Origin of the sequence: Desulfomonile tiedjei DSM 6799 (genome assembly GCF_000266945.1) — a bacterium.
Taxonomy (GTDB): Bacteria; Desulfobacterota; Desulfomonilia; order Desulfomonilales; family Desulfomonilaceae; genus Desulfomonile; species Desulfomonile tiedjei.
In genome coordinates, this window is record NC_018025.1 from 3,470,049 (window position 1) to 3,496,237 (window position 26,189).

25 protein-coding genes and 1 tRNA gene are annotated in these 26,189 nt (G+C 50.3%); 15 read left to right on the forward strand and 11 right to left on the reverse strand.

Annotated features, from left to right (window positions below; translation table 11 throughout):
* Positions 1-2: 2 nt before the first annotated feature.
* The 4 genes from DESTI_RS14695 to hemB all read right to left on the reverse strand — a co-directional run bounded on the left by DESTI_RS14695 (position 3) and on the right by hemB (position 5,753).
* Positions 3-1,862, reverse strand: a complete 1,860-nt coding sequence (locus DESTI_RS14695) for an acyl-CoA dehydrogenase (RefSeq protein ID WP_014810760.1) — start codon at positions 1,860-1,862, stop codon at positions 3-5.
* 1,113 nt (positions 1,863-2,975) lie between these two features.
* A complete protein-coding gene (locus tag DESTI_RS14700) occupies positions 2,976-3,605 on the reverse strand; it encodes an MBL fold metallo-hydrolase (RefSeq protein ID WP_014810761.1) in 630 nt (209 codons plus the stop codon).
* An 88-nt stretch (positions 3,606-3,693) separates the two neighbouring features.
* A complete protein-coding gene (gene ahbD / locus DESTI_RS14705; protein WP_014810762.1) occupies positions 3,694-4,758 on the reverse strand; it encodes a heme b synthase in 1,065 nt (354 codons plus the stop codon).
* Positions 4,755-5,753: a porphobilinogen synthase gene (hemB, locus tag DESTI_RS14710; RefSeq protein WP_014810763.1), complete on the reverse strand. Its 999-nt coding sequence runs from the start codon at positions 5,751-5,753 to the stop codon at positions 4,755-4,757. The genes ahbD and hemB overlap by 4 nt, the downstream gene beginning before the upstream one ends.
* Before the next feature lie 74 nt (positions 5,754-5,827).
* Here hemB and DESTI_RS14715 point away from each other — a divergent pair, with 74 nt between their 5' ends.
* The 4 genes from DESTI_RS14715 (at position 5,828) to DESTI_RS14730 (ending at position 8,977) form a co-directional block, all read left to right on the forward strand.
* The gene (locus tag DESTI_RS14715) at positions 5,828-6,142 is read left to right on the forward strand and encodes a hypothetical protein (RefSeq protein ID WP_014810764.1); all 315 of its coding nucleotides are present in this window, start codon (positions 5,828-5,830) and stop codon (positions 6,140-6,142) included.
* Between the two features lie 68 nt (positions 6,143-6,210).
* Positions 6,211-7,008, forward strand: a complete 798-nt coding sequence (locus DESTI_RS14720; RefSeq protein ID WP_014810765.1) for a PIG-L deacetylase family protein — start codon at positions 6,211-6,213, stop codon at positions 7,006-7,008.
* Positions 7,009-7,118: 110 nt separating this feature from the next.
* The gene (locus tag DESTI_RS31770) at positions 7,119-7,406 is read left to right on the forward strand and encodes a GIY-YIG nuclease family protein (protein WP_014810766.1); all 288 of its coding nucleotides are present in this window, start codon (positions 7,119-7,121) and stop codon (positions 7,404-7,406) included.
* Positions 7,407-8,032: 626 nt separating this feature from the next.
* On the forward strand, positions 8,033-8,977 hold the full coding sequence (locus tag DESTI_RS14730; RefSeq protein WP_041286221.1) for a dienelactone hydrolase family protein: 945 nt from the start codon (positions 8,033-8,035) through the stop codon (positions 8,975-8,977).
* Here DESTI_RS14730 and DESTI_RS14735 read toward each other — a convergent pair.
* Both DESTI_RS14735 and DESTI_RS28955 read right to left on the reverse strand, forming a co-directional pair.
* On the reverse strand, positions 8,974-9,774 hold the full coding sequence (locus DESTI_RS14735) for a class I SAM-dependent methyltransferase (RefSeq protein ID WP_014810768.1): 801 nt from the start codon (positions 9,772-9,774) through the stop codon (positions 8,974-8,976). The two genes, DESTI_RS14730 and DESTI_RS14735, sit on opposite strands and share 4 nt — an antisense overlap.
* A 47-nt stretch (positions 9,775-9,821) precedes the next feature.
* Positions 9,822-10,484 (reverse strand): cupin domain-containing protein, encoded by a 663-nt coding sequence (locus tag DESTI_RS28955; RefSeq protein ID WP_014810769.1) that lies wholly within the window; start codon positions 10,482-10,484, stop codon positions 9,822-9,824.
* A 692-nt stretch (positions 10,485-11,176) separates the two neighbouring features.
* Between DESTI_RS28955 and clpB the strand changes: the two genes are divergently transcribed.
* From clpB to DESTI_RS30780, 3 genes are all read left to right on the forward strand, one after another.
* Positions 11,177-13,768, forward strand: a complete 2,592-nt coding sequence (gene clpB, locus DESTI_RS14745; RefSeq protein ID WP_014810770.1) for an ATP-dependent chaperone ClpB — start codon at positions 11,177-11,179, stop codon at positions 13,766-13,768.
* A 648-nt stretch (positions 13,769-14,416) separates the two neighbouring features.
* Positions 14,417-14,950 carry a PDZ domain-containing protein gene (locus DESTI_RS14755; RefSeq protein ID WP_157212171.1) on the forward strand — a complete coding sequence of 178 codons (534 nt, stop codon included), beginning with the start codon at positions 14,417-14,419 and terminating at the stop codon, positions 14,948-14,950.
* Positions 14,951-15,067: 117 nt separating this feature from the next.
* Positions 15,068-15,328, forward strand: a complete 261-nt coding sequence (locus DESTI_RS30780; protein ID WP_014810772.1) for a hypothetical protein — start codon at positions 15,068-15,070, stop codon at positions 15,326-15,328.
* A 77-nt stretch (positions 15,329-15,405) separates the two neighbouring features.
* Here the strand turns inward: DESTI_RS30780 and DESTI_RS14760 are convergent, their stop codons facing one another.
* Together DESTI_RS14760 and DESTI_RS14765 are read right to left on the reverse strand one after the other, a co-directional pair.
* Positions 15,406-15,696 carry a hypothetical protein gene (locus DESTI_RS14760; protein WP_014810773.1) on the reverse strand — a complete coding sequence of 97 codons (291 nt, stop codon included), beginning with the start codon at positions 15,694-15,696 and terminating at the stop codon, positions 15,406-15,408.
* A gap of 611 nt (positions 15,697-16,307) precedes the next feature.
* A complete protein-coding gene (locus tag DESTI_RS14765; protein ID WP_014810774.1) occupies positions 16,308-17,459 on the reverse strand; it encodes a hypothetical protein in 1,152 nt (383 codons plus the stop codon).
* 456 nt (positions 17,460-17,915) lie between these two features.
* On the opposite strand from DESTI_RS14765, the gene DESTI_RS29990 reads away from it, so the two are divergent.
* From DESTI_RS29990 to DESTI_RS14800, 8 genes are all read left to right on the forward strand, one after another.
* A complete protein-coding gene (locus DESTI_RS29990) occupies positions 17,916-18,005 on the forward strand; it encodes an AURKAIP1/COX24 domain-containing protein (RefSeq protein WP_014810775.1) in 90 nt (29 codons plus the stop codon).
* A 9-nt stretch (positions 18,006-18,014) separates the two neighbouring features.
* Entirely contained in the window at positions 18,015-18,545 is a 531-nt protein-coding gene (locus DESTI_RS14770) for a hypothetical protein (protein WP_014810776.1), read from the forward strand.
* An 11-nt stretch (positions 18,546-18,556) separates the two neighbouring features.
* Positions 18,557-18,811, forward strand: coding sequence for an FmdB family zinc ribbon protein (locus DESTI_RS14775; protein ID WP_014810777.1), 255 nt, complete (start codon positions 18,557-18,559; stop codon positions 18,809-18,811).
* Between the two features lie 28 nt (positions 18,812-18,839).
* Positions 18,840-19,250, forward strand: coding sequence for a methylmalonyl-CoA epimerase (gene mce / locus DESTI_RS14780; RefSeq protein ID WP_014810778.1), 411 nt, complete (start codon positions 18,840-18,842; stop codon positions 19,248-19,250).
* A 178-nt stretch (positions 19,251-19,428) separates the two neighbouring features.
* The gene (locus DESTI_RS14785; RefSeq protein ID WP_014810779.1) at positions 19,429-19,641 is read left to right on the forward strand and encodes a biotin/lipoyl-containing protein; all 213 of its coding nucleotides are present in this window, start codon (positions 19,429-19,431) and stop codon (positions 19,639-19,641) included.
* A 144-nt stretch (positions 19,642-19,785) separates the two neighbouring features.
* A complete protein-coding gene (locus tag DESTI_RS14790; protein ID WP_014810780.1) occupies positions 19,786-20,916 on the forward strand; it encodes an NADH:flavin oxidoreductase in 1,131 nt (376 codons plus the stop codon).
* A gap of 474 nt (positions 20,917-21,390) precedes the next feature.
* Positions 21,391-23,052 carry an acyl-CoA mutase large subunit family protein gene (locus DESTI_RS14795; protein WP_014810781.1) on the forward strand — a complete coding sequence of 554 codons (1,662 nt, stop codon included), beginning with the start codon at positions 21,391-21,393 and terminating at the stop codon, positions 23,050-23,052.
* Between the two features lie 605 nt (positions 23,053-23,657).
* Positions 23,658-23,750: transfer RNA gene (locus DESTI_RS14800), tRNA-Ser, on the forward strand.
* Positions 23,751-23,768: 18 nt separating this feature from the next.
* Here DESTI_RS14800 and DESTI_RS14805 read toward each other — a convergent pair.
* Genes DESTI_RS14805 through DESTI_RS14815 form a run of 3 tightly spaced genes read right to left on the reverse strand, consistent with a single transcriptional unit; the run spans position 23,769 to position 26,125 of the window.
* Positions 23,769-24,311, reverse strand: coding sequence for a spore maturation protein (locus DESTI_RS14805; RefSeq protein ID WP_014810782.1), 543 nt, complete (start codon positions 24,309-24,311; stop codon positions 23,769-23,771).
* Positions 24,304-24,918: a nucleoside recognition domain-containing protein gene (locus DESTI_RS14810; RefSeq protein WP_014810783.1), complete on the reverse strand. Its 615-nt coding sequence runs from the start codon at positions 24,916-24,918 to the stop codon at positions 24,304-24,306. Before DESTI_RS14810 ends, DESTI_RS14805 begins: the two co-directional genes overlap by 8 nt.
* Positions 24,919-24,973: 55 nt before the next feature.
* A complete protein-coding gene (locus DESTI_RS14815) occupies positions 24,974-26,125 on the reverse strand; it encodes a hypothetical protein (protein WP_014810784.1) in 1,152 nt (383 codons plus the stop codon).
* Between the last annotated feature and the right edge of the window lie 64 nt (positions 26,126-26,189).

Sequence of the window (26,189 nt, forward strand, 5' to 3'; positions counted from 1 at the left end):
GCCTAAAATAGAGCAAAAGATTCTTCCGGAAGATCGATCGCGGAGCGCTCGCCACTCATAATCGAGCGCGCCTTACCCGGTGCCAAAGGCAGAATAGTATTCGCAAAGAACTGGGCAGAGGCTAATTTACCGCGATAAAAGGCGGCGCTCCTGTTGGTTTTCACCAGTTCTGCTTTCTTCTCGGGCGTGTCGGCCTTTGCATCGTCATACAGTTCCTGGAGGCGACGATCTGCTATTACCGCCTGCCAAAGGAGCATGAAGCCGATAGCTACGTCACCGAACAATTCGAGGTACGGGGTAGCATAGAGTATCGGAGTCATGAAGTCTTCGGTAATGCTCTTCAGGCCGAAGTAACGGGTAACCTCGATGAGATGCTTGCGGGCAACATCAAACGGCTCGACAATATCCTTGAGGCGATAGTTCTTTTTAGCGCTTTTCAGGAGAATACCGGTCTCCTGAACGATGTTCTTGAACAGTATTCCCTGCTTGTAGGAAAGCTTCCGGCCGACCAGATCCAATGCCTGAATCCCGTTGGTGCCTTCATAGATAGAAGCGATCTTCACATCGCGCATATTTTGCTCGACCGGATATTCCCGGCAGTAACCGTACCCGCCGTGAACCTGGACGGCCAGTTCCGTTACCCTGAAGCCCATATCCGAGCTCCACGCCTTGCAGATAGGAATGAGAATGTCCAGGAACCCCTGATACTTGGCAGCCTCTTCAAGGGTAGGCGCACATTTGACTCTGTCTTCGCAGTACCCTGCGTAATACAGGAGTGCTCGCATTCCTTCGGTCACACTCTTCATCCACAGAAGCATCCTGCGAACGTCAGGATGATCGAAAATCGGCACTTTCGGAGCATTCGGATCTTTCATGGTGGAAATCTCAGGTCCCTGCTGCCTGTCTTTGGCATAACGCAGAGCCTGCATATACGCGGCACTGGCCTGGGACAAACCCTGCATACCGACGGCAAGACGGGCTTCATTCATCATGTTGAACATGATCTTCATGCCCTCGTTTTCCTGGCCGAGCAGATAACCGATGCAACTCTCTTTTTCTCCGAAACTGAGCGCGCAGGTTGAAGACCCGTGTATGCCCATCTTTTTTTCTACGGCCGTGCAGGCAACATCGTTCGGCACAAATTCGCCATTCTCAATTCGATATTTGGGAACGATGAAGATGCTGATTCCTTTTGTTCCCGGAGGTGCGCCTTCGACCCGAGCAAGGACCATGTGAATGATATTCTCGGAAAGATCGTGATCTCCTGCAGAGATGAAAATCTTGTTGCCAACAATGGAGTATGATCCGTCAGGTCTTTTCGTTGCACGCGTCCGTAAGGCTCCCACGTCGCTGCCTGCTTGGGGCTCGGTCAAGCACATGGTTCCGCACCATTCCATGGTGTACATCTTGTCCATGTATTCCCGTTGCTGTTCTTCGGTTCCGTAGTGTTCAATGAGGCGCGCCGCCCCGATGGTGAGGCCGGGATACATCGAGAATGCCTGGTTGGCTGCAGCGAAGAGTTCCATAGTGGCGCAGTATAAAGCGCTGGGGAAGCCCTGTCCGCCCATTTCCTGATCGATAGGGAGGGATGCCCAACCGCCTTCACAATAATACCGGTATGCCTGGTGAAAAGATTCCGGAACCCTTACCTGTCCGCCTTCAAGAGAAACGCCCTTAACGTCGCCGTCCTGATTTGTGGGGGCAAGTTCTTTTTCCGCGAGTTTCTGAGCTGCTTCCAGGACCATGTCGAACATCTCACGCGAGAACTCTCCGTATTTCGCGTATTGACAGAGTTCGTCAATCTTGAGTTGTTCGTACAGCACGAATTTTTGATCGCGCTCGTCAACGAGAAGATTAGGCATAAGATTCACTCCTCCTTGTCATTTTAGGGCAACGTATTTTTGGTCATTACTTTATAAACTGATGCTTCCAACGATTGTTGGAAACTTAAAAATGCAAACCCCAATATTTACCCAGGGGGCCTCCTTTTTTTATAACCGATTTTATCTGTCACATCCACTTTTTTTTCAGAGTTGGTCAATATTTCTGTCGCACATGTAATACAGCCGAATTTATGTGGTCTCAGAGCAGATTCATCGGTTTCTTGGAACGCACCGTTTGGTTATAGCAACGTCTATGGCTGTCCGATTGAAAATGGGGAATATTGGTGGGTGCCGTGCCTCCGTGCCGGTACATCTTCAATATGATCAATGATATCGATAGAATGGACCGGCAGGGAGAGACTGTCTCAAAAGTCGAAATTTATCCCAGATCGTGGCACGACATTCTCATCATCTTCACGGTCTGATTGTAGGGGCGCCCCTCGTGAGTGCTCGGTAGTGACCGGCCTCCGTGCCGGTCATTGCGGGAGGGCAGGCACGAGGCCTGCCCCTACAAAGATGTCGAATCGTGGCACGATTTTTTGTACATTCGAGAATTTTGAGACACTTTCGGGACGCCGGTCCCCACCATTCTATACCGATTCTCGAAAGTAATCACGGATTGTGAAGAGCAGTTCCCAGCAATTGGTAGCGCCGGCCTCCGTGCTGGCGAACAATTCACCAAACAAAGCAATAAGTTATCGCCGGCAGGGACGCCGGCGCTACTGATTCTTCCCATTGCAGGCATTGGATTCCGTCAAGACTTTCGATAACAGCTATAGTATCCTGTACCGGGGGATAAACTCAGAATTTTTGGCAATTGCCATACGTGTCCTTCATGGTCAAAATGCCGGTTCTATACGTCTGACAGACTTTGTTCCTTTTCGAGGGGGGCTTTGTCGGGTCAAGTGAATCTCCTGGTGTTAGGAAGGAGAAGGAATGTAAAGGAATGCGGAAGGCTGTGGCCTACGAGATATTGGGGTGCCACTGACCTGGTTTCCAGGTCAGCGTGTTTTTCATTCCAGGGTAAATCTGTCACGCAATTCTTCGACAGATTGCGTGGTCCAACAAATCACCCGATAAAGGTCTGAAGGATCAGATGAACATATTCTCCCGTTTTTCCCGTGCAATGGTGGAAGTCGGCGTAGCACCATAATGATGTCCGGGAAGAACAATCGTATCCTCTGGGAGTTTGAACAGTATGTTTCGGATCGAATTCTGCAGCACCTCAAAAGAGCCGCCTGGAAGATCGGTCCGCCCTACCCCGCTCACGAACAGGGTATCGCCGGTAATCACGTATCCCGGCCAGTACAGGCAAATCCCGCCTACCGTGTGACCGGGAGTATGGATGACCTTTACCGATTCATTTCCGAAGGTAATAGCATCGCCGTCTTTCAGAAGCACCGTAGCCTTGGGCGACGCTTTTGCATTGAACATAACCAGCATTGCCTGGTTCGGATTGGCCAGGGCATTTGCTTCCAATTCGTGGATCGCAATAGGAGCGCCCGTTGCGTCCTGCATCTCTTTATTTCCGGTAACATGATCCACATGGCTGTGGGTGTTGACGATAAGTTTTATTTTAGTGATTCCGCGAGCTTTTGCCCGCGCCAGAATCATGTCTGCCCGCCCGCCGGGATCGACAACGATCCCTTCACCGGTTTCAGCATCTCCCAGCACGTAACAAAAGATCTCGAATCCACTGATCTGAATCTGCTCGATAACCATCCTATTCCTCCAACAAAAACCACATATCTGTAGCTACATACTATATATGCACTTCGCCCGGTTCTGTCATCGATAGCCGAGTTGTCTCTTAGCCTTCATGTGCCCGGACTGAGGGCGGGACGTGCGCACAATACGGTTCTTCGGACATGTACCGTCCGGTGTGCTCGTACGCTCTTGCTCGGCAGCCGCCACAAAATCGTAAATAATCGCATTTCCCGCATTTGCCTTCGAGAAGACTGAATTTACGGAGGTTCTTAAATATCTCGGCATTCTCCCACAGGTCTTTAAAGCTTGATTTCCTGATGCTTCCCGCCTGCACATCAAAATAACCGCAGGGCTGCAGTTCACCTTTGTGAGATACAAATACGAACGAGAGCCCACCGAGGCATCCGCGGGTACGCGCGTTCAATCCGAAGGTCTGGTCTGAAACCTCGATCCCCTCAGCTTTTGCCTGCTGCCTCAGGATACGATAATACTGAGGTGCGCAGGTCGCTTTGGTTTCAAGCCGTGAAGATCTGCTCAGGTTGTAGAATTCCACGAGCGTTTCCTCATACTCCTCCGGGCCCATTTCCTCACCGGCCATGTCTTTCGCTCTGCCTGTGGGAACAAGAAGAAATACGTGGAAAGCCTCTGCTCCGATGGACTCGGCCATGTTCATGATATCGGCAAGCCGGTCGCGATTACGCCGCGTTATGGTGGTGTTGATCTGCACCCCAACTCCAGCGGATTTCAGATTCGCGATTCCTTTGAGGGAGGCATCGAACGCTCCGGGAACTTTCCTGAATGCATCGTGTGATTCCGCGGTGGGACCATCAATGCTGATGCTGACTCTGGGGATGCCTACGGCAGCGATGTCCCGTGCCACTTCCGGAGTCACCAGCACGCCATTGGTGGCAAGTACCGCTCGCAATCCGGCTTTGATAGCGTACCGTGCCAGATCGAAAAAATCGGGGCGGATCAGAGGTTCGCCACCGGTCATGATGAGGATCGGCTTGCCCACCTGGGCTATTCCATCGATAAGAGCGCGACCCTCGTCAAAGCTCAGTTGTTCGGGATCGGGGTCGGCGCATGCGCCCGCACGACAATGTACGCAGGCAAGATTACACGCCCGGGTCATCTCCCAGGCTACGAGTCTCAATTCAAAACGATTCACTTCTTCCTCGAAGCCTTGGTGCCGTCCTGCAGGATGCGGGCAGCTTCAAGGGCATGGTACGAAATTATCAGATCCGCTCCTGCTCTTCTGATGGACGTGAGCGCTTCCATCATGCAGCGATCTCCATCGATCCAGCCATTTTGGGCGGCTGCTTTTATCATGGCAAATTCACCACTCACGTTGTAGGCGACGAGCGGCAGATCGAAAGCATTACGAACCCGCCAGATAACATCGAGGTACGGGAGCGCGGGTTTCACCATGATGAGATCTGCGCCTTCTTCAACATCCATAGACACTTCCCGAAGCGCTTCGTCCGTGTTGGCAGGGTCCATTTGATACGAGCGGCGGTCACCGAATTGGGGGGCGGATTGGGCTGCCTCTCTAAAGGGTCCGTAGAATCCGGATGCATATTTTGCGGAATACGCCATGATGGGGAGCCATTCAAATCCGCTTTCGTCCAGTGATTCTCTGATTGCGGCAACCCTCCCGTCCATCATATCGCTGGGAGCGACAATATCCGCTCCGGCATATGCGTGTGATAGAGCTGTTTTCGCCAGAAGATCCAACGTGGGGTCGTTGTCCACGTCATTGTTGCGGATTACGCCACAATGTCCATGGTCAGTGTACTCGCACAGGCACACATCCGTGATCACCACAAGGTCGGGGTACGCATCTTTTATCCTTCGGATTGCCTGTTGTACGACACCGTTTTTTGCGTGCGCACCGGATGCTGCAGAATCCTTTGTTTCCGGAATTCCGAACAACAGCACTGCAGGAATGCCCCGGTCCACCGGTTCGCGCAATTCTTTTACGAGCAACTCAGCGGAGAGTTGAAAATGGCCGGGCATGCTGGGAAGCGGAGTCTTGATACCCTTCCCGTGATGCACGAAATAGGGCAGGATGAAATCCTGTACGTTCAGGTGAACTTCCCGCACCATACTGCGCAAAGTTTCCGTACGTCTGAGCCTTCTGGCTCTGTATTCAGGGAAGTGCATGGGATCTCCTGTGGTTTTTTGTGGCGTGATGAAGCTCTTTTTCTTATAATCTTACATGGAGGCTCTGTCAACGAATGAGCGTCATGTATTGCCACCGATGCGGTTGCCTGTTGCCGGAAGGATGTACAAAGTATCACGTAGCGGTACGTATCCGCTCAATATTCGATGAAGTACTGCCCGAACGTGAACCGGTCAGTCCGGAACATGAACTGGAACAGATCATGGCGGAAATTGAAACGTCGTCGGATGAGGAATTGAAACGTCAGGTTTACGAAGACGATGTATTTATTTTGTGTCTATCCTGCAAAGAGGCATTCCTTGATGACATCTACTCACATCACCAGCCGACGGCAACCCCCGAGAGCGGCAGACTGCACCTGATACATTGATACGAACTCTTCTTTTCATTATTCTTTTGTGCACAAGCAACACGTTTGCCCATGGGACAGGAGTAGCAATGAGCAACATGAATACTCCTATGGAGTTGAATGCGTCAAAGACGTATCTATTCACATTTGCGCATCCGGATGATGACGTGGGAATCGCAGGCACAATGAGAATGCTCGTACGCAAAGGGGCAAATGTCCATTGTGTATGGGCCACTTCAGGAGATTACTTCGGTCAAGGCAAAAAAAGAGAAGCAGAGGTCCACCACGCCATGGATATCCTTGGCCTGGACCAATCCCACGTGCACTTCTTGCATTTTTCCGATCTCTCCCTGGTTTCCAAATTGTCTGAAGCAACCGCAGCTATGACTGAACTCATGCGAACAATCAAGCCGGATGTGGTGTTTTCGATTGCCTACGAAGGAGGGCATCCGGATCACGATTCAGTGAATTTTCTGGCTGTCGAAGGTGCAGCTCGCGCAGGTCTTAAACCGGACTTATTTGAATATCCTTTATATAACAGCTCTGGTTTCTTCTATACCTTCGGATGGCGGATCAATGCGTTTCCCGATAGCAATATTCCCGTGCTCCACATGAAACTGGACAAGGATGCAGCGGACCGGAAACATCGTATGATGATGGTAGCGTATTCCAGTCAATGGATGTACATGGTCCCGGCACGACTGGCTACACCGAAGCATTTCCTTTTTACTACGGGTGAGCCGTACAGACGTATCCCAAAGGATCGCGATCATACTATCCCGCCTCATTCCGGGACAATCGGTTACGAGCGATTCTTTAACTCTTTTATGCGAACCTCATTCGCTGATTTTCGAGCCGCAGTTCTCAAAGCCCGGACGAATAGATAATTGACAGTGTTTTTCAGAGGTCAAACGACGAAACTGGGGGCGGAGCCTGTGGCAATCTCCTGATCCATGGCTACGAATCGATGATTTCCGCACATTCATTCTAATACGTCATGCAAAGACAATATTGCATCTACATCTTAACTAACCGATACAACACTGTTTTGTATACAGGAATAACGCGTGACCTGAAAAAGCGCGTCCACCAACACCGTGAGAAGCTATCAAAAGGATTCACGAAACTGTACAACATCGAAAAACTAGTCTTCTACGAATTCACTGATGACGTCCGGGCGGCAATTGCACGAGAGAAACAAATTAAGGCAGGTCCTCGGCAGAAAAAGATTGATCTCATAGAAGACATGAATCCTGACTGGCTGGATTTGTATGAGGAGCTCTAACAGGCAGTCCCACTTGAGCCTTGCAGCCGAGCTATCTCTTCGTTCTGGTCAGGAGATTGCCACGTCGCTCCGCTCCTCGCAATGACAATCGTTAGTTTGTTCAATGAAATTAGATTCCGTTGAGGGAGCGAAGTGACGAAACGTCTGGAAAACTTCTTTCTTGTATCGGTTCTCGCCCGGGCTGATTCTTAGGTCAGCGAACAAGACTTGATGGCTGTCATTGCGAGGGCGAAGCTCGTGGCAATCTCCTGACGTTTGGCTGTAAGTCAAATGCTGGCCACAAATCCTTGAAGAAGATCCCACCAGGTCCATCCGATGGATGGTCAAACTCTGAAGTCGGTACAAAGGAGCCCGACAACCGAGCGATCTCGACTATGATGGTCAGGAGATTGCTTCGTTGCTCCGCTCCTCGCAATGACAATCGTTATGTTTTGTTCACTGGGATGAGATGCGATTCAGCAGAGAGGCGTCGCAGTGCGTCATACCTGTACCGATCACGTATCCGTGACTCAGGCCAGTAAATTCCCTTACATAACCGGATAATTACCTCAAACATTATGAAATTGGTTGACTTCCCCGGCAGCGGGTGATAGCTTTACCGATCATTTTCTTATTTATTGAGGAGTATGGATTTGCGAGTTCCCGCCAGATTTCTGTCTGTGCTTTTTGTCGTGGTGATTACAGCCATTTTGTGGCCGACAATCGGGCTTAGTCAAACATTCAGGATCGGCATTCCTCTGAAGGACGGAAAAGTTCTTCCGGCTTTTCTCTTCCTCCCCAGCTACGGAGTAAAGGGACGCATTCCCGGAATTATCTGTGGTGTGGGAGTGGGATCGCAGCATATTCTTCAGTACCAGGATCATTGCCGGCATCTTGCCGAGCGCAATTTTGCCGTTATTCTCATGGACCCGTCCAATTATCCTGAGAACCTGGTTCCTGATGCGTATTCATGGGATCGCGGCGCAGGATACCTCAAGGGAAGCATAAATCAGGGCGTAGTTGCCGCACGGTTAGCTGTCAGCCACGAATGGTATCTGAATTCGATCAAAGCCGCAGTGGATTACCTGTGCTATTCGCCTTTTACAGACCCGACCAGGATCGTGATTTCAGGTTTTTCCCAGCCGGCAAATGCAGCGCTCACGTACGCCTGTAGAGACCCCCGCATCAAAGCCATCGTGTGGAACTACGGAGGATCTCCGTGGGTCATGCCGTACGATGTGCTCAAGTTACCGCCCGTGCTGATTTTTCACGGGGAAGACGACGACGTGTATGAAGTGAAATACGCGAAAAAGCTGGCCGCGGAGTTGCACACGAATGCCAAATACTACGAGGCATACATATACCCCGGCCAGAAGCACATGTTCAATGTGTATTACGATTTACGTACAGAAAACAGATATATGAGACCCATCATCCAGGAGAGTTTCGAACGTCTCATTTCGTTTCTGTACAGAGTCCTGGAGCTTCGACCGGACAAGAAGAAGCACGCGCCGAACTATGCCGTGCAACAGCATTTTCTGAATCCCAATTTCGCTTACTATCCTTTCGAGGCGCCCAAGATAACACACTAATTGCCCGTCAATTCGCCGACCATCAGACGCCACCGGAAAAGGAACCGGCAACGGGGCATGTGTTGGAATAGGCTTTCGATACTTCTTACCCGCTCGGAATAGTCTTTTCCCGGAAACAGACCTGCGGACATGGCGGGTACGGAGAAAAACTCCTTCAGCACCGCCTCGGATAGTTGAAAATCTTCATTCCACAATCGGTACGCTGGAAACATTCCGGCAAAAAACTGCTCGAACTTGCCCTGATCCACAGGCTTGCGGAGACTCACACCCTGTTTTGCCGTTTTCTCTGCAAGTTCGAAAAGATTGCGCTGCTTCGGATCGTATACACCGTCCATGAACGTGAGCCCGAGACTGCCTCCGGGTTTGAGAAGCTTTGCTGCACATTTGAGACTTCGTTCGTAGTCCGGGATCAGAAAAATAGAAGCGCTGTAAATCACTGCATCAAAAGTAAAATCGAAATATTCGTCGAGTCTTCCTGCATCCCCCTCTACGTAAATAATCCTGGAATTCCCTCCGGAAAGTTCCCTCGCTGTTTCAAGCATTGCCGGAGAATTGTCCAGGCCCCACACTCGCCCCTGGGGCAGATAATCGGCGATTTGCCTGCAACTGGCGCCGGTTCCGCATCCGACGTCAAGGACATCGGCAACCGCCGATAGGCTCATACGGCTTATGAGCGTGCGATTGAGCGATCTGAAGAAACCGTGCTTCTGCTCGAAAGATTCGTAAAAGGACGGACTCTTGTCGAAATTACTCCGCACGGCCGACTTGATTTTTGCGACTTTTGCGTTCTCGATCATGTTGTCCTACGATTCTTCAGTAAAAATAATCGTGTCACAAGTTGGGTTTACTTTTCTTTCTCACTTTTGGTGGACAGCGGCAGCCCTTCAGGGACAATCACGAGTCTTTCCAGTTTACGCTTGTAACTTGATTCACTGTGATCGTCACCATGTTTCCACTGACGAAGCAGGGCCTTGGCCTGAGCCTTGTCCAAACCGAGTATCTGACGAAGTTGGCCCATAGTTATGCATTCACGATCATATGCGTAACGGGCAAGGATATCCAACGGATATTCGAACATTTCTTCGAGAGTTGCCTTTATTCCTGCACCCCTCAAGAATCCGTACAATTTCCTGTACGGTTCTTTTTCGTCATGCTCGGGCTGTACAAAATAAGTGGCAGCGCCTTCAATGAAATCCTGGCGAATGGGCGAGAACAGATCGATCACCCTGCATCCCTCAGGGCCCACTACCACACCATGAGGCTTGAACCCGGGTATGACCAGCATGTCACCTGCCTGTAACGTGATCTCTTCGTCCGGAAAAATCAGGGTAACCGAGCCCTCCTGAACCATGGTTATCTGTTCGGATTCGTGTTCGTGGGTTGGAAGCGCAGTTCCAGGATCGAGAGAAAAATGAGTAACCATGAGCTTTTCACCCCAAAACATCTGTCGGGTGATGCTGGGATTCAACTGTATCTTCTCTATTTTTTTCCAGTTCAGGATTTCCATGTAAAGTGCTCCTTCGGAACGGTTTCTGACACCCACAAGAACAACAGACGATTCGCACACATCAACGTGAGATGTGTGCTTCCTGGATGCGGTACATTACATCAACCTCGCAGGTACGTGCATGCAACTTTCTCAGCAAATAATGCGGGGCTCAGAGTTAAGAACTTGTTTAGAATAGCCGTTGTTTTATCTATTTTCAACAGTTACGTCTGGAGTGGCCAAAATTTCGGACGCGCACGGGACAGTACGAAATGTTCTGTTTTGTCCCGGCCCATTCTGTAAATCATGTTTCAAGACTGGCAAAGCGCACTTGACGAACTCGCATCAATACACATTTGTTTATCACCGGGAATATACGGAGGGAGGATATCTCTCCGTCGTTTCAGGCATGTATGATTGCAGGGAGCCAGTTGCGAAAAAAGGCATTATGCCAATTTGCATTCAAAATCCCCCTATTCCCCCCTTTAATAAAGGGGAGTTAGAGGGGATTTGCCCCAACTTTGAAAGCAAATTGGTATTATGCATGCTGGTTGATTCGAGATGCCACCCGGAGCAGTGACCTGGAAAGAATCGCCTCTCTCTTTTGTGTTACTCCCCTTCAGTAGTATTCGGGTCAACTGTAAAAGCTCCACAGGGACTGCAATCATCATCGAGCTGAAGAGCTGAAGTATTTAAAATGTAAGGAGAATACCATGCGAGCAGACAAATTCACGCTCAAATCCCAGGAAGCCCTGGAGCTTGCACAGAATACAGCAGCGAATAGGGGCAATCCGCAAGTGGAGGTCGAACACCTGTTGCTCGCTCTTTTATCCGATGAGGAAGGGTTACCGGTCGAAATAGTAAAAAAGCTCGGAACCGATCTGGACAGGATTCGAAACGAAACCCTGAAGGCTGTGGAACGGCTGCCTACCCAAAGCGGGACCACGACCGCGGATCGGTATTTCTCGAATCAGCTTCGGGAGGTCCTTGAAAAAGCGTTCAAGGAAATGGAACAACTCAAGGACGAGTATCTCTCCGTGGAACATATGTTGATCGCGATTGCCGAGTCTTCCGGAACGCAAGCGGGCAAGATATTGACATCCCGTGGAGTGACCAAAGACAAAATATACGTTGTTCTGACGGATATTCGAGGGACGCAGCGGGTTACCGATCAATCACCCGAAGAAAAGTATCAGGCACTGAAACGATTTACCAAAGATTTGACCGAGCTCGCCCGCAAAGGAAAGCTCGATCCGGTGATAGGACGTGATGAAGAAATCAGGCGCATTATTCAGGTGCTCTCCCGCAGGACAAAGAATAATCCGGTGTTGATCGGCGATCCTGGAGTGGGAAAGACTGCCATTGTTGAGGGACTCGCTTCACGCATAATTTCGGGTGATATTCCGGAAAGCCTCAAGGGAAAACGGGTACTCGCACTCGATCTCGGTCAGTTGATAGCCGGAGCCAAATATCGAGGTGAATTTGAAGACAGGCTGAAAGCCGTTTTGAAAGAGATCACCGGAGCATCCGGTGAGATAATCCTGTTCATCGATGAAATGCACACGCTGGTAGGAGCTGGAGCGGCAGAAGGTGCAGTGGACGCCTCCAATATGTTGAAGCCGCCTCTTGCACGGGGAGAGCTCAGGGCAATCGGTGCAACCACAGTCGAAGAATATCGGAAATACATTGAGAAGGATAAGGCTCTCGAGCGCAGATTTCAGCCTATTTACGTTGCCGAGCCTTCTGTCGAGGATACCATTTCCATATTGCGCGGCCTCAAGGAGCGCTATGAACTTCATCACGGTGTGAGGATTCAGGACGCGGCGATTATTGCGGCAGCCACCCTTTCCCATCGATACATTACGGATCGGTTTCTCCCGGACAAGGCTGTGGACCTGATTGACGAGGCTTCTTCCCGGCTCAGAATCGAAATCGATTCCATGCCGACGGAGATCGATACAATCGAGAGAAGGATCATTCAGCTCCAGATCGAAGAACAGGCGCTCACTAAAGAATCCGATCCGGCCAGCAAAGAACGGCTGCAAAAGGTAAAATTCGAGATCGAGCGTCTCGCCGACGAATCCAATGCTCTGAAAGAAGAATGGCAGAAAGAGAAGAAGATCATCTCCGGAATTCGTGAACTGAAAGAGCGACTGGAGCGAGCAAAAGTCGATGCTGTGAAGGCGGAGCGAGAAGGGAATCTGTCCAAAGCTGCGGAACTGAAGTACGGGATGATCATCTCGCTCGAAAAGGATATTGCTGCCAAGAACGAGGAATTGGAAAATCTTCAAAAAGGCGGAGGCCTCCTCAAAGAAGAAGTCGGCCCCGAAGATGTCGCGGAGGTCGTGGCCAAGTGGACGGGGATTCCTGTCTCCAAGATGCTGGAAGGCGAATTGGACAAGCTGCTCAAAATGGAGGAGCGGCTTTCCCAGCGTGTCGTGGGACAGCCTGAAGCTATCGTAGCTGTATCGGATGCGGTTCGCCGTGCACGATCCGGTTTGCACGACCCGAATCGTCCCATCGGATCGTTCATTTTTCTCGGTCCGACCGGCGTGGGCAAGACAGAGCTGGCCCGGGCGCTCGCGGAATTCCTCTTTGACGACGAGCAGGCCATTGTCCGGGTGGACATGTCCGAGTACATGGAGCGGCATTCAGTCGCGCGGCTCATAGGAGCGCCTCCCGGGTATGTCGGGTACGAGGAAGGAGGGTACCTCACGGAAGCAGTACGGAGACGCCCCTATTCAGTCGTGTTGTTCGACGAAATCGAAAAAGCGCATCCGGAGGTGTTCAATGCGTTGCTCCAGATTCTCGATGACGGCAGGCTCACCGATGGCAAGGGCCGAACGGTTGATTTCAAGAACACCATCATCATCATGACGTCCAATATCGGTTCCAGCGAAATCCGGGAGCTTGCGGGAGTAAGCGAAGAGCGGATGCGTCAACGGGTGATGGATGCTCTGAGAGCGCACTTTAAGCCTGAGTTCCTCAATCGGCTCGACGACATTATCATCTTCCATGCGCTCACGAAGGACCAGATCAAGAAGATCGTGGATATCCAGATGAATCGCCTCAACAAAAGACTTGCAGAAAGCAAGCTTCACCTGGTGTTGGACGACGGAGCACGGGAACTGCTGTCTTCCGAGGGATTCGACCCTGCATACGGGGCTCGGCCATTGAAACGTGCCATTCAGCGGTTAATCGAGAACAGGCTGTCACTGGATCTCCTGAAAGGACGATTCCAACCCGGCGACACCATTGTTGCTAAAGTGGATGGAAATCAACTCGCATTCGATAAAGCTGCGTAGGAGTGCGTAGGAGTAAGAATTGGGGAACCTTTTTGAAAAAAGGTTCCCCAAACCCTTCCAAAAACTTTTAACACTGAGACAAAGCACTCGTTTTTCTGCGAAAAACGAGTGCTTTGTCTCATGTCACAATTCTTGCAAAGGGCTCGGCGAATCACTCTCAAAAAGATGCTTTTCCTCCTACTCCGATTCTCGAAAGTAATCACGGATTGTGAAGAACAACTCCCAGCAATTGGTAGCACCGGCCTCCGTGCCGGTGAACAATTCACCAAACAAATCAATCAGTTCTCGCCGGCAGGGACGCCGGCGCTACTGATTCTTCCCATTGCAGGCATTGGATTCCGTCAAGACTCTCAATAACTGCTACAACAAATTTAGAAGTCCCCCTTTTCTAAAGGGGGATTCAGGGGGATTTTTGTGGTTTGATAAAAATCTGGCCTCACTGGGGGATTTCCGGCCGACTTTCCTGATGGTGCCGACGTCCTTGCTTGCACAATTTTGGGGCACACGCACTAAAGCATACGAATCAACCATTCAGTGGAACAATCAACATTTGTCATTGCGAGGAGCACAGCGACGTGGCAATCTTCGCGTGGAGAATGTGCTTTGTATTCACCATTCCACGCCCTTCATGCCCATCAGGATACAAAGGTGGAACAACCCAAGAAAGAATACGGTTTTACCAGATTCGAGTGGCTGGGGTTTATCGTCATGGTATTCGCCACTTTTTGCTTCATTGGTTTTCCGCCTGCAAACCTGGTGGATTGGTTCAGTTGGCTGCTGGATACATCACACGAGCAAATCCGTATTCCCTTAAGAGCATTAAGCACGTTCTTGATCTTTATCTACTTTATGACTGTCTTGAAGTATAGACGGCAAGCATTCCACGACTTGGACCTATATCCGGCGTTGGTGAAAAGCAAAGGAGTCTCGATTCTGTCATTTGCTTCGGAATCCAGCGCCAGAGATGCCGGCATGCAAAGGGGTGACGTGATCGTCGAGTACGGTTCAGAGACGGATATTACAATCGAAAAGCTTTCGGCTATTACGGTAAAGAAGACGGCTGAAATAGGTCAGGTATCTGTGGTCTTCATGAGAGACGGCCAACGACTTTCAAAGATGTTGCCATCCGGATCTCTTGGAATTTCGGCGATGGATACTACCGTCAGCGTTCCTGTCAGATGAAAGTTGTGAGTCTCTAGAAAATTGACCGACACGATTGCACGAATGTGTAGTCATTCCTTGCTCTACGCCAACCCCATAATTACTCTTTCAACAAATGCTTTAGAAAGGATCATGCTCATGAATATACTAATCCCTCTGATAGCGATAACCCTCATTGCGATACCGGTTGGAGGCGCCACAGTCCTCGCGGCAGATACACCGGGTATACCAGGCGTTTCTAATTTCGATATTAACGCGTGCTATGCATCCTGCGGCTGTCATTACGGATTGTTTGGAACGTGTTTCGAATGCAAACAGAATTGCGAACGTCAGTACTGGCGCGAGTTTGACAGGGCTACTTCCGGGAAGAAATCACGGGGGTACAGCAGTAGTTTCTAGCCATGGCACTCAAATCAAATGAAAACCGGCCGGAGAGTCATGTTGCTCCGACCGGTCTCCCCCCCGGAAGTTGAAAGCTATCGTTCCAGAATATTTGCACTGTATCCTTCGAGTCTGTTGGGATCGACGGGGGACCGCCTCACTTCCAACGTAAACGGGTCCACCTCGACAAGGTGGCTTCGTCCCGCGGCATCGTACATGTATCGGGTCACGGGCCCGCCCATTGCCGGCCAGGAATAGCCTTTTCCCGGAGTGAACACGAGACCGCTGGCATTTCCAAGATCGTTCGCATTAGCGCCTGAAGAAACTGCAAACATTCCGAGTACCACTCCAAGCACCATGAATCGCATTATTAAACTGTATCTCATAGCCATTCACCTTTATCTGCATTTTGTAACCTCTGTTAGCTAGATGCATGCGCAACTGAAAGGATTCACAGGTGTTCTCGATGAGATAAACGATGGCTGACGGGTGTTTTGAGAAGTTTCGGAGAATTGTTCGAGATTGAAAGACTGCATATTAGGGCAGTTGCCAAAATTGGCGTCCGATCAAAAATAGGAAAATTGGTAGGTGCCGTGCCTCCGTGCCGGCACATCCTAAATATATTAGATGATATCACTAGAATGGACCGACAGAGAGAGACTGTCTCAAATTCTCGAATCCACAAAGAATCGTGCCACGATTCACCATCCCGGTAGGGGCAGACCAATGCGTCTGCCCTCTTTGGGCGGACACACAGGTCCGCCCCTACAATCAGTCCGGGAAGATGAAGATAAATTCGTGGCACGATCTGGGGATAAATTCTGACTTTTAAGACAGCCTCGAGACGCCGGTCCCCCTAACATCTTGTATTGGAGCATGGGATGAACGTCAGAATTTTGGTGATAATCGCTATAAAGGACCGAAAATTCTTAATTCAAACCTACAAGTGAGATACGTCCAAAATTAACCGATTTAGAGGAGATGGTCCGGCAGGATTTTATCGTTCTATCTGAGAAGCTGCGTCCTTGAAGGATCTTGCCTCGTATCTGTCACGTTCGTGGACAGCTTCATCTATCGTGGCGTTTACGAATTGGAATAAACCTTTAACGGCATTCGTGCAGGTAGGAGTATCTTTATTCAACAAACTGAGTCTTTCCAGAAACGCCTCTCCTTGCAGCCACTTTTCAGACCGGCTTGGCAGGTTTGCCGGTTTAAGCGATTCGTCCTGAGATTCTCCCGTTGCTGTGGCCAATGAGGAAGACTTCTGCAGTGCCAACCTGTGCTTCACAACGTCATTCACTATGTGCCGTACGGTTTCCATGTCTTCTATAGGGATGCCGCATCCATACTCCTCATAGAGGAAATTCTTGAGGGCCAATCGTATATTGGGAGAAGAGGACCTGAGGAAATATTCCGTGGTCGTGCAATAGTCGCTCGGCTTTGCATCCTCCAGGAGTACTTCCAACTTTATCATGGTCTCGAGAATCTCTTTGGCCGTAGCATCCTTTCTGACGCGCTGTACGGGATAATCCAGAGGCTCCTCCCTTTCGGGCTCCGAAATATCCTGCGTTTTCATTGTTGGAGAAGATTCAAGGAAAGGGTGAGATCGAATAGACTGATACAGGTCGTTCAGCCAACTGCCAGAGGAAACATTTGCTCCATCGTTCTTCGCATTCGATCCGCTCATTGCCCCCACAAGGGAAAACACGATCGCTATCACCGCCACTCTCTTCGCGAGCCCCATGAACCTGCGAGCGAAGGATTCCCGCTGACCGGGATGCTGAATGGATTGCAGGGTCTCGTGGTCCAGGTTCTCCTGTTCTTCCGGTTTGCTTTGGTGTGCGGCGGGTTCGACACTATGAGATGCATTTACCGGATCGGATATCTCTGGCGTTACGGGGTGCTCCGGGTCAGGATTCCCATCCTGATGCAATTCCGCATGAGTCAACAGGATCGGAGTTTCCACTCCGCCACTTTTTCTTTCATCCAATACCTGTTGAGAAATCCGCCCCAAGTCAAACAGTTTGTCGAATACTTTTTTCAGCTCACGTTCGGACAATTGGTATTTCTGCATCAATTCAGCATTGGAAATGCCGATTTGAATGTCATGTACCACAAGAGAAGCTGAAACAGTTTTCTTTTTCTTCACGACATGTCGCCCCTAGTTGTATCATATACCATTTGGCCACTTTTTGACAACTATCCGTCATCATTAACGTACATCGGATTAATTATGCGTAACCAAAGGAAAGAGTTGCTCTCCAAGCAGACGATTCGCAGCAATGTATCGTTCCTCATGCTACCACAATGAGAAAAAACCTCATATCCGTCGGGACAATTTTTGCATTCCGGTGAATGTACCCTCTTGAGGTAGCCGAGCCTTTCATTTAAGAGACCCGGCGCGCTCACAACACATGAGATGCGCTATTCCCTTCCCTTCGCCTGAACCTCGAAACTATTGTCTTCTCGGGAACACGGGAACATGAACGAAGTCATATGAACGTAGACAGTCAAGGTTTTGTTTCGATGCTTTGCATTTGTCTTATTGACACTGCGCTCTTCACGTGCTACTAATATACTCTTCACAACTGCTCGAGAGGTGTTAATGGGGAGCATAATCAAGAAAAGACGGAAGAAAATGCGGAAGCATAAACATAAGAAGCTGCGAGCCCGACAACGTCACAAAAACAAATAGATCGCGCATATGAAAGCAGCGGGTTTCTTCACAAGGTCCGATCTTACGACTCTCAGTAGAGCGGCCTCCTTGGCCGAGAAACTGACAGTGCGGTACTTCGGCCTGACCGAGGACGAGTGGAAACTGCATCCTTACGGGATTTTTACCCGCAGGGAAGTGGATTGCTCGCTGCATGAGACTGATGCTTTTGCAAATGTAATCCGATACCGTACCCCGGTTATCAAGCCGACGGTTCCAAGAATCGAAAAATACGGGATAGTTCTTCAGGACCCCAACATTCTTCTCGCTCTGTTGAGATCGTGTCAACACGACCTCTGGACTCTGGGGCTCTTCATCCTGACCCATGAACTGACCCATATTGTTCGTTTCAGAAGATTCGACGTCGATTTTTTTGCGTCCCAAGACAGCGCACACCGGGAAGAGACAACTGTTCATGGAATCACGTCCGAAATACTTGCCGGCGTGACCAATACGGATTATATTATTGCATTATATGAATCAAACATCGATGCAAAGACAATCAACATATCCAAAGCATAGGGAGGACCTAAATGCCTATCTACGAGTACAAATGCGACAAATGCGGTAAGGAATTCGAACGATGGCAAAGCATTTCCGAACCTGCCGTTGACAAGTGCTCCGATTGCGGAGGCAAAGCTTGTCGTTTAATTTCGCATTCTTCATTTGTGCTCAAAGGAAGCGGCTGGTACGTTACCGATTACGCTCGGAAGGGTTCAAGCTGTCCCGCTCCCCCGACGAGTTCCTCTTCCAGCGATTCATCGTCCGGCGATTCATCGTCAGACTGACGCAACTCACGCTAAACAAGGGCGCGTTATGAAAATTAAGCGAATTGCACACCTTGGGATCGCGGTGAACGACTTGGATTCCGCAGTGAAGTTTTTCACCCAGGGTCTCCCGCTGGAGATTACCCATACTGAGGACTTCCAGGGGATGAAAATTGGGTTTCTTCCCGTGGGAGATAGTTCTATCGAACTGTTGCAGGACACGTCAGGGACCTCTGCCATAAAGAAATATTTGGACAAGAATGGCGAAGGCATACATCATATCGCGTTCGAAGTTGAAGATATCCATGCTGCTGTGGAAGAACTGAAATCCAAGGGTGTGAAACTCATTGACGAGACCCCTCGTCAGGGCGCTCACGGGATGAGTATTGCTTTCATGCATCCCAAGGGAACTCACGGCATCCTAATGGAATTGTGCCAACCGACCGGCGAATCTCACTGATCCTGATTCGGCTTTTTGTTCGAGAAGAACCGGTAGTCACGCAGCACACTCGGGTTCGGTTCCGACTAGCATTTCGTTAGAGAAACTAAAGCGCGACCATTGCGATTTGGCCGTGCAGATGGTTTTTTTTTGTTTTGTGTGCCATAAGAAATGGACTCAAATGCTTCAGGAGGTATGTATGGCTGATATCACCATGCCGATGAACGGCAAAGTAATCGATCTCAAAGTTGCAGTGGGCGATTCGGTATCGGAAGACGACGAACTGGTCATTATTGAAGCAATGAAAATGGAACTGCCGGTGGTGGCGACTGAAGGCGGCACAGTTAAGGAAATCAAGGCCAAAGTGGGCGACTCTTATCAAGTTGGAGACGTTCTGGTTGTCTTGGGCTAATATTCGCCCAGGCTCCGTTCATTCGGAGCCTGGCCCCTCACCGCTCGATACTCCCGGAACGGGGAGACTCTCTGCCCCGCTCCAGGAATCTCTTTCTCTTCCTATTCTGCATAGCGATTTCTGTTATGCCTCCGGTGGATTTCTATGTCGGTTTTCTTTGAGAATACGTGGATAAAGTCACTCGAACTTCCAAACCGTTCAGTACGATCCGCTACATGGACCGGTTTGGGAGATGAAAAAGGATACGTTACAGATAGGGCCGTCCAACGTTACCGTGAGCTGGGTGCAGGACGAATCGGGCTGATAATAAGCGGGTACATGTACGTCATGACCAACGGCTCGCAGCTTCCTTTCATGATCGGTAACTACGAGGACGGTCAAATCGAAGGACTCACCCGAATCGCCGAAGCCGTGCACGCTGAGGGCGGGAGAATAATACCTCAAATAGTTCATACCGGTGTTCGGGCAAATCCGAAAGCATTTCGGAACGGTGAAGAAATCTGGGGACCGTCTGCCGTTCCCGATCCAGTTACCGGCAACATTCCCAAGGAAGTAGGGAAGTCGGAAATCCTATCCTTGTTGGAAGCATATGCCGCTGCGGCGCTCAGAGCCAAAAAGGCCGGATTCGACGGCGTCCAATTACACGGTGCCCACGGTTATCAGATAAATCAATTTCTGTCACCGATATGGAACAAACGAACCGATGCGTACGGCGGAAGCATAAAGAACCGTTACCGATTCCTGGCTGAGGTTCTTGAGGCGGTCCGGGGTGCTGTCGGGGATGATTTTCCGGTTCTGATAAAGCTGGGTGTCCACGACTTTGCAGAAAACGGGCTGCTGCCCGAAGAAAGCGTTCAAGTGGCGAGACGCCTTGCTGAAGACGGAATCGATGCAATTGAAGTCAGTGCAGGAAGCGCTGCATCTCCAAAGGATCTGGCACCTATTCGTAAAGTAAAGAGGATTCCTGAAGATGAGGCGTATTTGGCAGATCTCGCCCTGTATATTAAACAATCCGTTCCTGTGCCTGTGATTGCAGTCGGGGGGATACGTTCCTTGAGCACGGCAACCAAAATTGTAGAAGATCGAAAAGCGGATTACGTTGCTCTGTCGAGACCATTCATTCGTGAACCTCACCTTATCAGACGATGGATGGACGGAGACACAGAGCCTGCTTTATGTATTTCGTGCGGGGGGTGCTTTGAAACCGGTCTCGAAGGAAAAGGTATTTCCTGCAAAGTCGAACGGAAACTCCGGGAAAAACAAGAAAAAGAATAACGAATTTACTCGAATCCTTGATCTTGCCAGTTACCGCCATGGGCGCTAATTTTTCTGCGATTCTTGGTCCCGCAGGGACTGAAGAAAATAGCCCGGTAATTCATTGCCGGGAATTTCAGCCGTCCCTCCGGGACTTGAAAATCATCAGATTTTTCCTTATCCGGCGATGAATCGCTGGCCTATTGTCAGTTGTTCCTTCGGAACAAACGACCAAAGAAGCGCTAAGTTAGCGCCTATGCCAGTTACCGGTTGGAAATGCCGACCATCTTTCAAGATGCTGTATTCAGGGCTTGTCTACAGGCGAGAGTCAGCGTAAGCATAGGATGTGGTGAGTTAAGCGAACTACCGACGAGAAGAGGCGCTCGAATGGTGCGATTGCCCTTGATCACAGTGTTCTGCTGCACACTTCTTTTGATACCAAAATCTAATAGAATCCTTTCCAGGGTTTGATTCTCAGCGTTTTGGAGGTGCATCGTGTCCGAAGAATTTAAGCAAAAAGTGCTGAACTGGGAGGCAAAATTCGGCGAGACTCTCAAGAAACGCCCGGAACGCCGAGAAGAATTTCGTACCGTTTCGGAATTGCCTGTAAAGCGTGCGTACTGGCCTTGGGATGCGGACGAATTCGATCCGGAATCCAACCTGGGGGTGCCGGGAAGCTATCCGTTCACCCGCGGGGTTCAACCCAATATGTATCGCGGACGCTTCTGGACCATGAGACAATATGCCGGATTCGGAAGTGCTGAAGAGACCAACGAACGCTTCAAGTACCTGATTTCCCAGGGTCAGACAGGCCTGTCCGTTGCCTTCGATCTCCCGACTCAAATCGGCTATGATTCAGACATGGAAATTTCAGCCGGTGAAGTGGGCAAAGTCGGCGTTGCGATCGATACTATCGAAGACATGAAACGGCTTTTCGACGGAATAGACCTGGCCGCTGTAAGCACCTCGATGACGATCAATTCCCCTGCTGCTATTCTGCTCGCGATGTACATCGGAACAGCGGAAGAGCAAGGCGCAGATCCAGCCAAACTGCGCGGGACGATCCAGAACGATATTCTGAAAGAATACCCCGCCAGAGGTACGTACATTTTTCCTCCGAAACCGTCCATGCGCATCATCACCGATATATTCGGATACTGTAATCAACACGTACCGCAGTGGAATACCATCAGCATCAGCGGCTATCACATTCGTGAGGCAGGCTCCACTGCAGTCCAGGAAGTCGCGTTTACGTTGGCAAACGGGATCGCGTACGTTCAAGCTGCGATAGATGCAGGCCTTGACGTGAACAGCTTCGGCGAACGATTGAGCTTCTTTTTCAACGCGCACCAGGATTTTCTTGAGGAAATCGCGAAATTTCGGGCAGCTCGACGGCTATGGGCAAGAATCATGAAGGAACGTTTCAACGCAACGAATCCCCGTGCAATGATGCTCAGATTCCACACCCAGACCGCCGGATGCACCTTGACTGCTCAGCAGCCTGAAAACAACGTGGTACGGGTTGCGTACCAGGCGCTCTCCGCGGTACTGGGGGGAACGCAATCTTTGCACACAAATTCAAGAGACGAAGCGTTCGCGTTACCAAGCCAGGAGTCCGTACAGATTGCCCTGAGAACCCAGCAGATCATTGGGTACGAAACCGGCGCTGCAGATTCTGTGGACCCGCTTGCAGGTTCCTACTACATTGAAGCACTGACTGATGAAATAGAACGACTCTCGGTGGAATACATTAAGAAGATCGATGAGATGGGTGGAGCGGTTCGCGCAGTCGAATGCGGATTCATAGAAGATGAAATCCATGAATCTGCGTATAAATTCCAGAAAGCGATAGAATCCGAGGACCGCATCATTGTGGGGGTAAATCGGTTCCAGACTGAAACCGTCCAGCCGTCGGGTCTCCTCAAGGTCGATCCTACGGTACGGGAGAGACAGATAGAGCGCCTGCAGCAGATTCGGCAACAACGCAATAACGCGGCAGTTGCATCCGCGTTGTCCGAGTTGGAAAAGGCGGCACGTTCCACTGAGAACGTCATGCCACCCATTTTCAAAGCCGTAAAGGAACGAGCTACCCTCGGGGAAATCTGCAATGTCCTGAGAAACGTGTTCGGAGAATACACCCACGCGTCTCAATGCTGATTCCGAGACGCTTTGTACGGACTTGCAGTCAGGAGGTAACACGGACCTACAGAGCAGGTCTGTGGCTACTCGATATTGACATTGGGGCGCCCGATACAGGGGTGCCACTGACCTTCGGAGTTAGGTCAGTGCAGTTTGCATCGCGAATGTAAAATGCTATTCATAGCCAGGAGACCCGGAAATCTTCTTAGAGAGATGCCAAAGATTCTGATGTTTACTCCACGCTCCAATACAAGATATTAGTGGGGGCCGGCGTCCCTGCCGGTCCATTCTATCGATATCATTGATCATATTGAAGATGTGCCGGCACGGAGGCCGGCACCCACCAATATACTTCTATCCTCAATCGGACATTAATTCTGGCAATTGCTCATAATTACCACATGGCTTTTATAAACCAATGTGAGCGGCACAGAGACCCCACTCCTGATTCACAGTGCAGCCCGTCGTTCCGCCTGGGGACGGTCGTTTTCAGGCAATGGCCAAATAATGCATGGGAATTATTGCTCCGTTTCTGCTTATTATCTGAAAATCGGTGAGAGAACCGGCGCAAGAGCCTTGACATTCGGAGCGTGAGTCAATAATCTGGGGAGATCGACCTCAGCGGAGAGATGACCGAGAGGCCGAAGGTGCTCGCCTGCTAAGCGAGTGTAGGGTGTAGAGCCTTACCGAGGGTTCGAATCCCTCTCTCTCCGCCACTCCTTCCAACTTGTAATTCAACGAAAAAACAACCAGCATACCACGACCCCTGCCAACATACCTGCTGCATCCGCCAGCAGTCCGGCCTGGACCGCGTAGCGCGTGCGGGTGACCGATACTGCCCCGAAATATACTGCCACGACATACAATGTGGTCTCAGTGCACCCCGTGATGACCGCGGCAAGCTGTGCCTCGTACGAGTCAGCACCCCTGTGAGCAATAATCTCTCCCAGCATTCCCAGGGAAGCTCCGCCCGAAAGAGGTCTCATGAGACACAGGCTGATCACGTCCGGAGTGAGCCCGAGAGAAATCGCATACTCCGGCAGTGCCCGTGAGATGATGTCGATTGCACCGGAAGCCCTGAACATTCCCACAACGACCAGGATGGCCACCAGATAGGGAATGATTCGCACTGCAACGTCAAAGCCATCCCGCGCTCCGGTGACAAAGACTTCATAGACTTTTACACCCTTGCAGAACCCGTATACCGGTATGCCTACCAGGAACGCGAGGAACACAAAATTCGATGCCAAAGTCACAAAATCCGGAAGATCATGCATCCGTCGCACCTCGTTCCTGACCGTTCCTGTCACGACTCAGGCGAGCAAGCACTTTGGCTGCGGTAATCCCCACAATTGTAGAGATTGTGGTCGCCAAGATTGCGGGGAACACGATAGCCGTGGGATTCGAAGCCCCTCCCGCGGCCAGCAAGGCTATGGCACCGGCTGGAATTATCTGGAGACTCGAGGTATTTATCGCGAGAAACATGCACATGGCATCTGTTGCAGTCCCCTTCTCTTCATTCAGTGAATCCAGATCCTGCATCGCTTTTATTCCGAGCGGTGTGGCCGCATTATTGAGTCCGAGCATGTTAGCCACCATGTTGGCGGCCATGCTTCCCATAGCTGGGTGATTCCGGGGCACATCAGGGAAGAGATACCGAAGGGCAGGAGCTATTGCCCGGGTAAACAGTTGCACTAATCCGCTTTCATCGGCTATCCGCATGATTCCGAGCCAGAGCGCCATCATTCCCGTGAAACCGAGAGCAAGTTTAAATGCCTGTTCTGCACTCTCAGGAACCGAAGCGACAACTTCTCTGATGTTTCCGGTAAAAAGAGCTACCAGTACAGAGCCCACCAAAAGAAAAAGCCAGATGACGTTTAGCATGGTACCTCACTGCAGATTTGGTTGTAAAAAGGGGAACTGACGGTCGATACGGAAGCTATGCCTTACTTCGTATAAAGGAAATACTGGAAAGAGGAATAGTATAATGATCGTTGCCTGATTCAACACCGATAAGCCCGTTCTCATTCCATAGGAGAATGCCGTTGATTACCATGTCGGATCCAACGAGAAAAATCTCGACGTCTGTCCTGGAAGAAGAAAGCTTTTCGAGGATACTGCTTGTCGTGGTTGTGCTTAAAGGATGTGCCGCAGGTTTTCGGGAAATTACCGTGGTGACGATCTCGGATTCCGGTTCGGCAGATATGATATCTGAATCGACTTCGGCTTCGTATTCTTCTTCTTCTCCCGGTGGTTCAGGGCTTTCGGCTACTCCTGTTGCGGCCATGGAGATATCGTCAATGAGTTCGTCAATGATGGTCTCGTCCAACACGAGAGAATCTTCGAGCGATGCACCTGCCATTGACCCGGAGAGTCTGTGCTCGATCGGACTTTCTTCCGCAAAGGATGATGCGGATACCTGCTGGGGCGGTTTCGGCGCAGGCTTGGGCTGCGGAGGTGCAACTATCCTCTGTCCGAGATTTTCAAAATCCTGAATCGTGTACCGGAAATTGGGATTGATGAATTTGACATCGCAATTGACGGGTTTCCCTGGGACCTTGGTATTGACCGTTTCCGGAAGCCTCAGCACCGTATCCAGGTTGACATCCGTATCGCACTGAAGGTGTTCGCTTATGGTGCGGAGCACCTTTTCAATTTTCTCTATGTCAGTGACTTCAAGAACCTGCTTCAGGAGCCAATAAAGATGCGCTCCTCTCCCCGATTCAACAATAATGGAAGGCGCTCTCGGAAAACTTCGAATCGCTTTCGCAGCTTGCTGGGGACCTTCATAGAAGATTCTCTTGTCTTCATGCCCTTCGGCACCTATGTCTAAGTCTGCCCAGAGTGCAACCAGATAATGGATGTGTTCCTTTTCGGCTTTCATCCGTTCTCTGGGGCATATGCCGAAGTAGACGTCCCTTTCTTCCCCATAATGTTCTTTTGCAAGAATTTCTATATTCGGGAAGTAGCGAGTACTCATCTTGGGATCGCCGCGCTTGACGCTCTTAACCAGGATGAACCCCCTGTGTTCCTTATAGTATTGGGCAAAAAGAGCCTCAAGAAAATCTTTGCGGGTGAATTTGGCAATCATAAAAAACCCGGCGTCCGTGGTATGAGAGGATTTGCGGGCTAATTGTATTAGCTGAGGGAAAAAA

Excerpts from the sequence above, each read along its gene's own strand:
- DESTI_RS29990 (WP_014810775.1), top strand. The coding sequence starts at position 17,916 with ATGGGGAGCATAATCAAGAAAAGACGGAAGAAAATGCGGAAGCATAAA.
- DESTI_RS14700 (WP_014810761.1), bottom strand. The coding sequence starts at position 3,605 with ATGGTTATCGAGCAGATTCAGATCAGTGGATTCGAGATCTTTTGTTAC.
- DESTI_RS31770 (WP_014810766.1), top strand. The coding sequence starts at position 7,119 with ATGCAAAGACAATATTGCATCTACATCTTAACTAACCGATACAACACT.
- DESTI_RS14805 (WP_014810782.1), bottom strand. The coding sequence starts at position 24,311 with ATGCATGATCTTCCGGATTTTGTGACTTTGGCATCGAATTTTGTGTTC.
- clpB (WP_014810770.1), top strand. The coding sequence starts at position 11,177 with ATGCGAGCAGACAAATTCACGCTCAAATCCCAGGAAGCCCTGGAGCTT.
- DESTI_RS14790 (WP_014810780.1), top strand. The coding sequence starts at position 19,786 with ATGTCGGTTTTCTTTGAGAATACGTGGATAAAGTCACTCGAACTTCCA.
- DESTI_RS14735 (WP_014810768.1), bottom strand. The coding sequence starts at position 9,774 with ATGATCGAGAACGCAAAAGTCGCAAAAATCAAGTCGGCCGTGCGGAGT.
- DESTI_RS14775 (WP_014810777.1), top strand. The coding sequence starts at position 18,557 with ATGCCTATCTACGAGTACAAATGCGACAAATGCGGTAAGGAATTCGAA.
- DESTI_RS14810 (WP_014810783.1), bottom strand. The coding sequence starts at position 24,918 with ATGCTAAACGTCATCTGGCTTTTTCTTTTGGTGGGCTCTGTACTGGTA.
- DESTI_RS14720 (WP_014810765.1), top strand. The coding sequence starts at position 6,211 with ATGAGCAACATGAATACTCCTATGGAGTTGAATGCGTCAAAGACGTAT.
- hemB (WP_014810763.1), bottom strand. The coding sequence starts at position 5,753 with ATGCACTTCCCTGAATACAGAGCCAGAAGGCTCAGACGTACGGAAACT.
- mce (WP_014810778.1), top strand. The coding sequence starts at position 18,840 with ATGAAAATTAAGCGAATTGCACACCTTGGGATCGCGGTGAACGACTTG.
- DESTI_RS14760 (WP_014810773.1), bottom strand. The coding sequence starts at position 15,696 with ATGAGATACAGTTTAATAATGCGATTCATGGTGCTTGGAGTGGTACTC.
- DESTI_RS14730 (WP_041286221.1), top strand. The coding sequence starts at position 8,033 with ATGGATTTGCGAGTTCCCGCCAGATTTCTGTCTGTGCTTTTTGTCGTG.
- DESTI_RS14785 (WP_014810779.1), top strand. The coding sequence starts at position 19,429 with ATGGCTGATATCACCATGCCGATGAACGGCAAAGTAATCGATCTCAAA.
- DESTI_RS30780 (WP_014810772.1), top strand. The coding sequence starts at position 15,068 with ATGAATATACTAATCCCTCTGATAGCGATAACCCTCATTGCGATACCG.
- DESTI_RS28955 (WP_014810769.1), bottom strand. The coding sequence starts at position 10,484 with ATGGAAATCCTGAACTGGAAAAAAATAGAGAAGATACAGTTGAATCCC.
- DESTI_RS14695 (WP_014810760.1), bottom strand. The coding sequence starts at position 1,862 with ATGCCTAATCTTCTCGTTGACGAGCGCGATCAAAAATTCGTGCTGTAC.
- DESTI_RS14770 (WP_014810776.1), top strand. The coding sequence starts at position 18,015 with ATGAAAGCAGCGGGTTTCTTCACAAGGTCCGATCTTACGACTCTCAGT.
- DESTI_RS14715 (WP_014810764.1), top strand. The coding sequence starts at position 5,828 with ATGAGCGTCATGTATTGCCACCGATGCGGTTGCCTGTTGCCGGAAGGA.
- DESTI_RS14815 (WP_014810784.1), bottom strand. The coding sequence starts at position 26,125 with ATGATTGCCAAATTCACCCGCAAAGATTTTCTTGAGGCTCTTTTTGCC.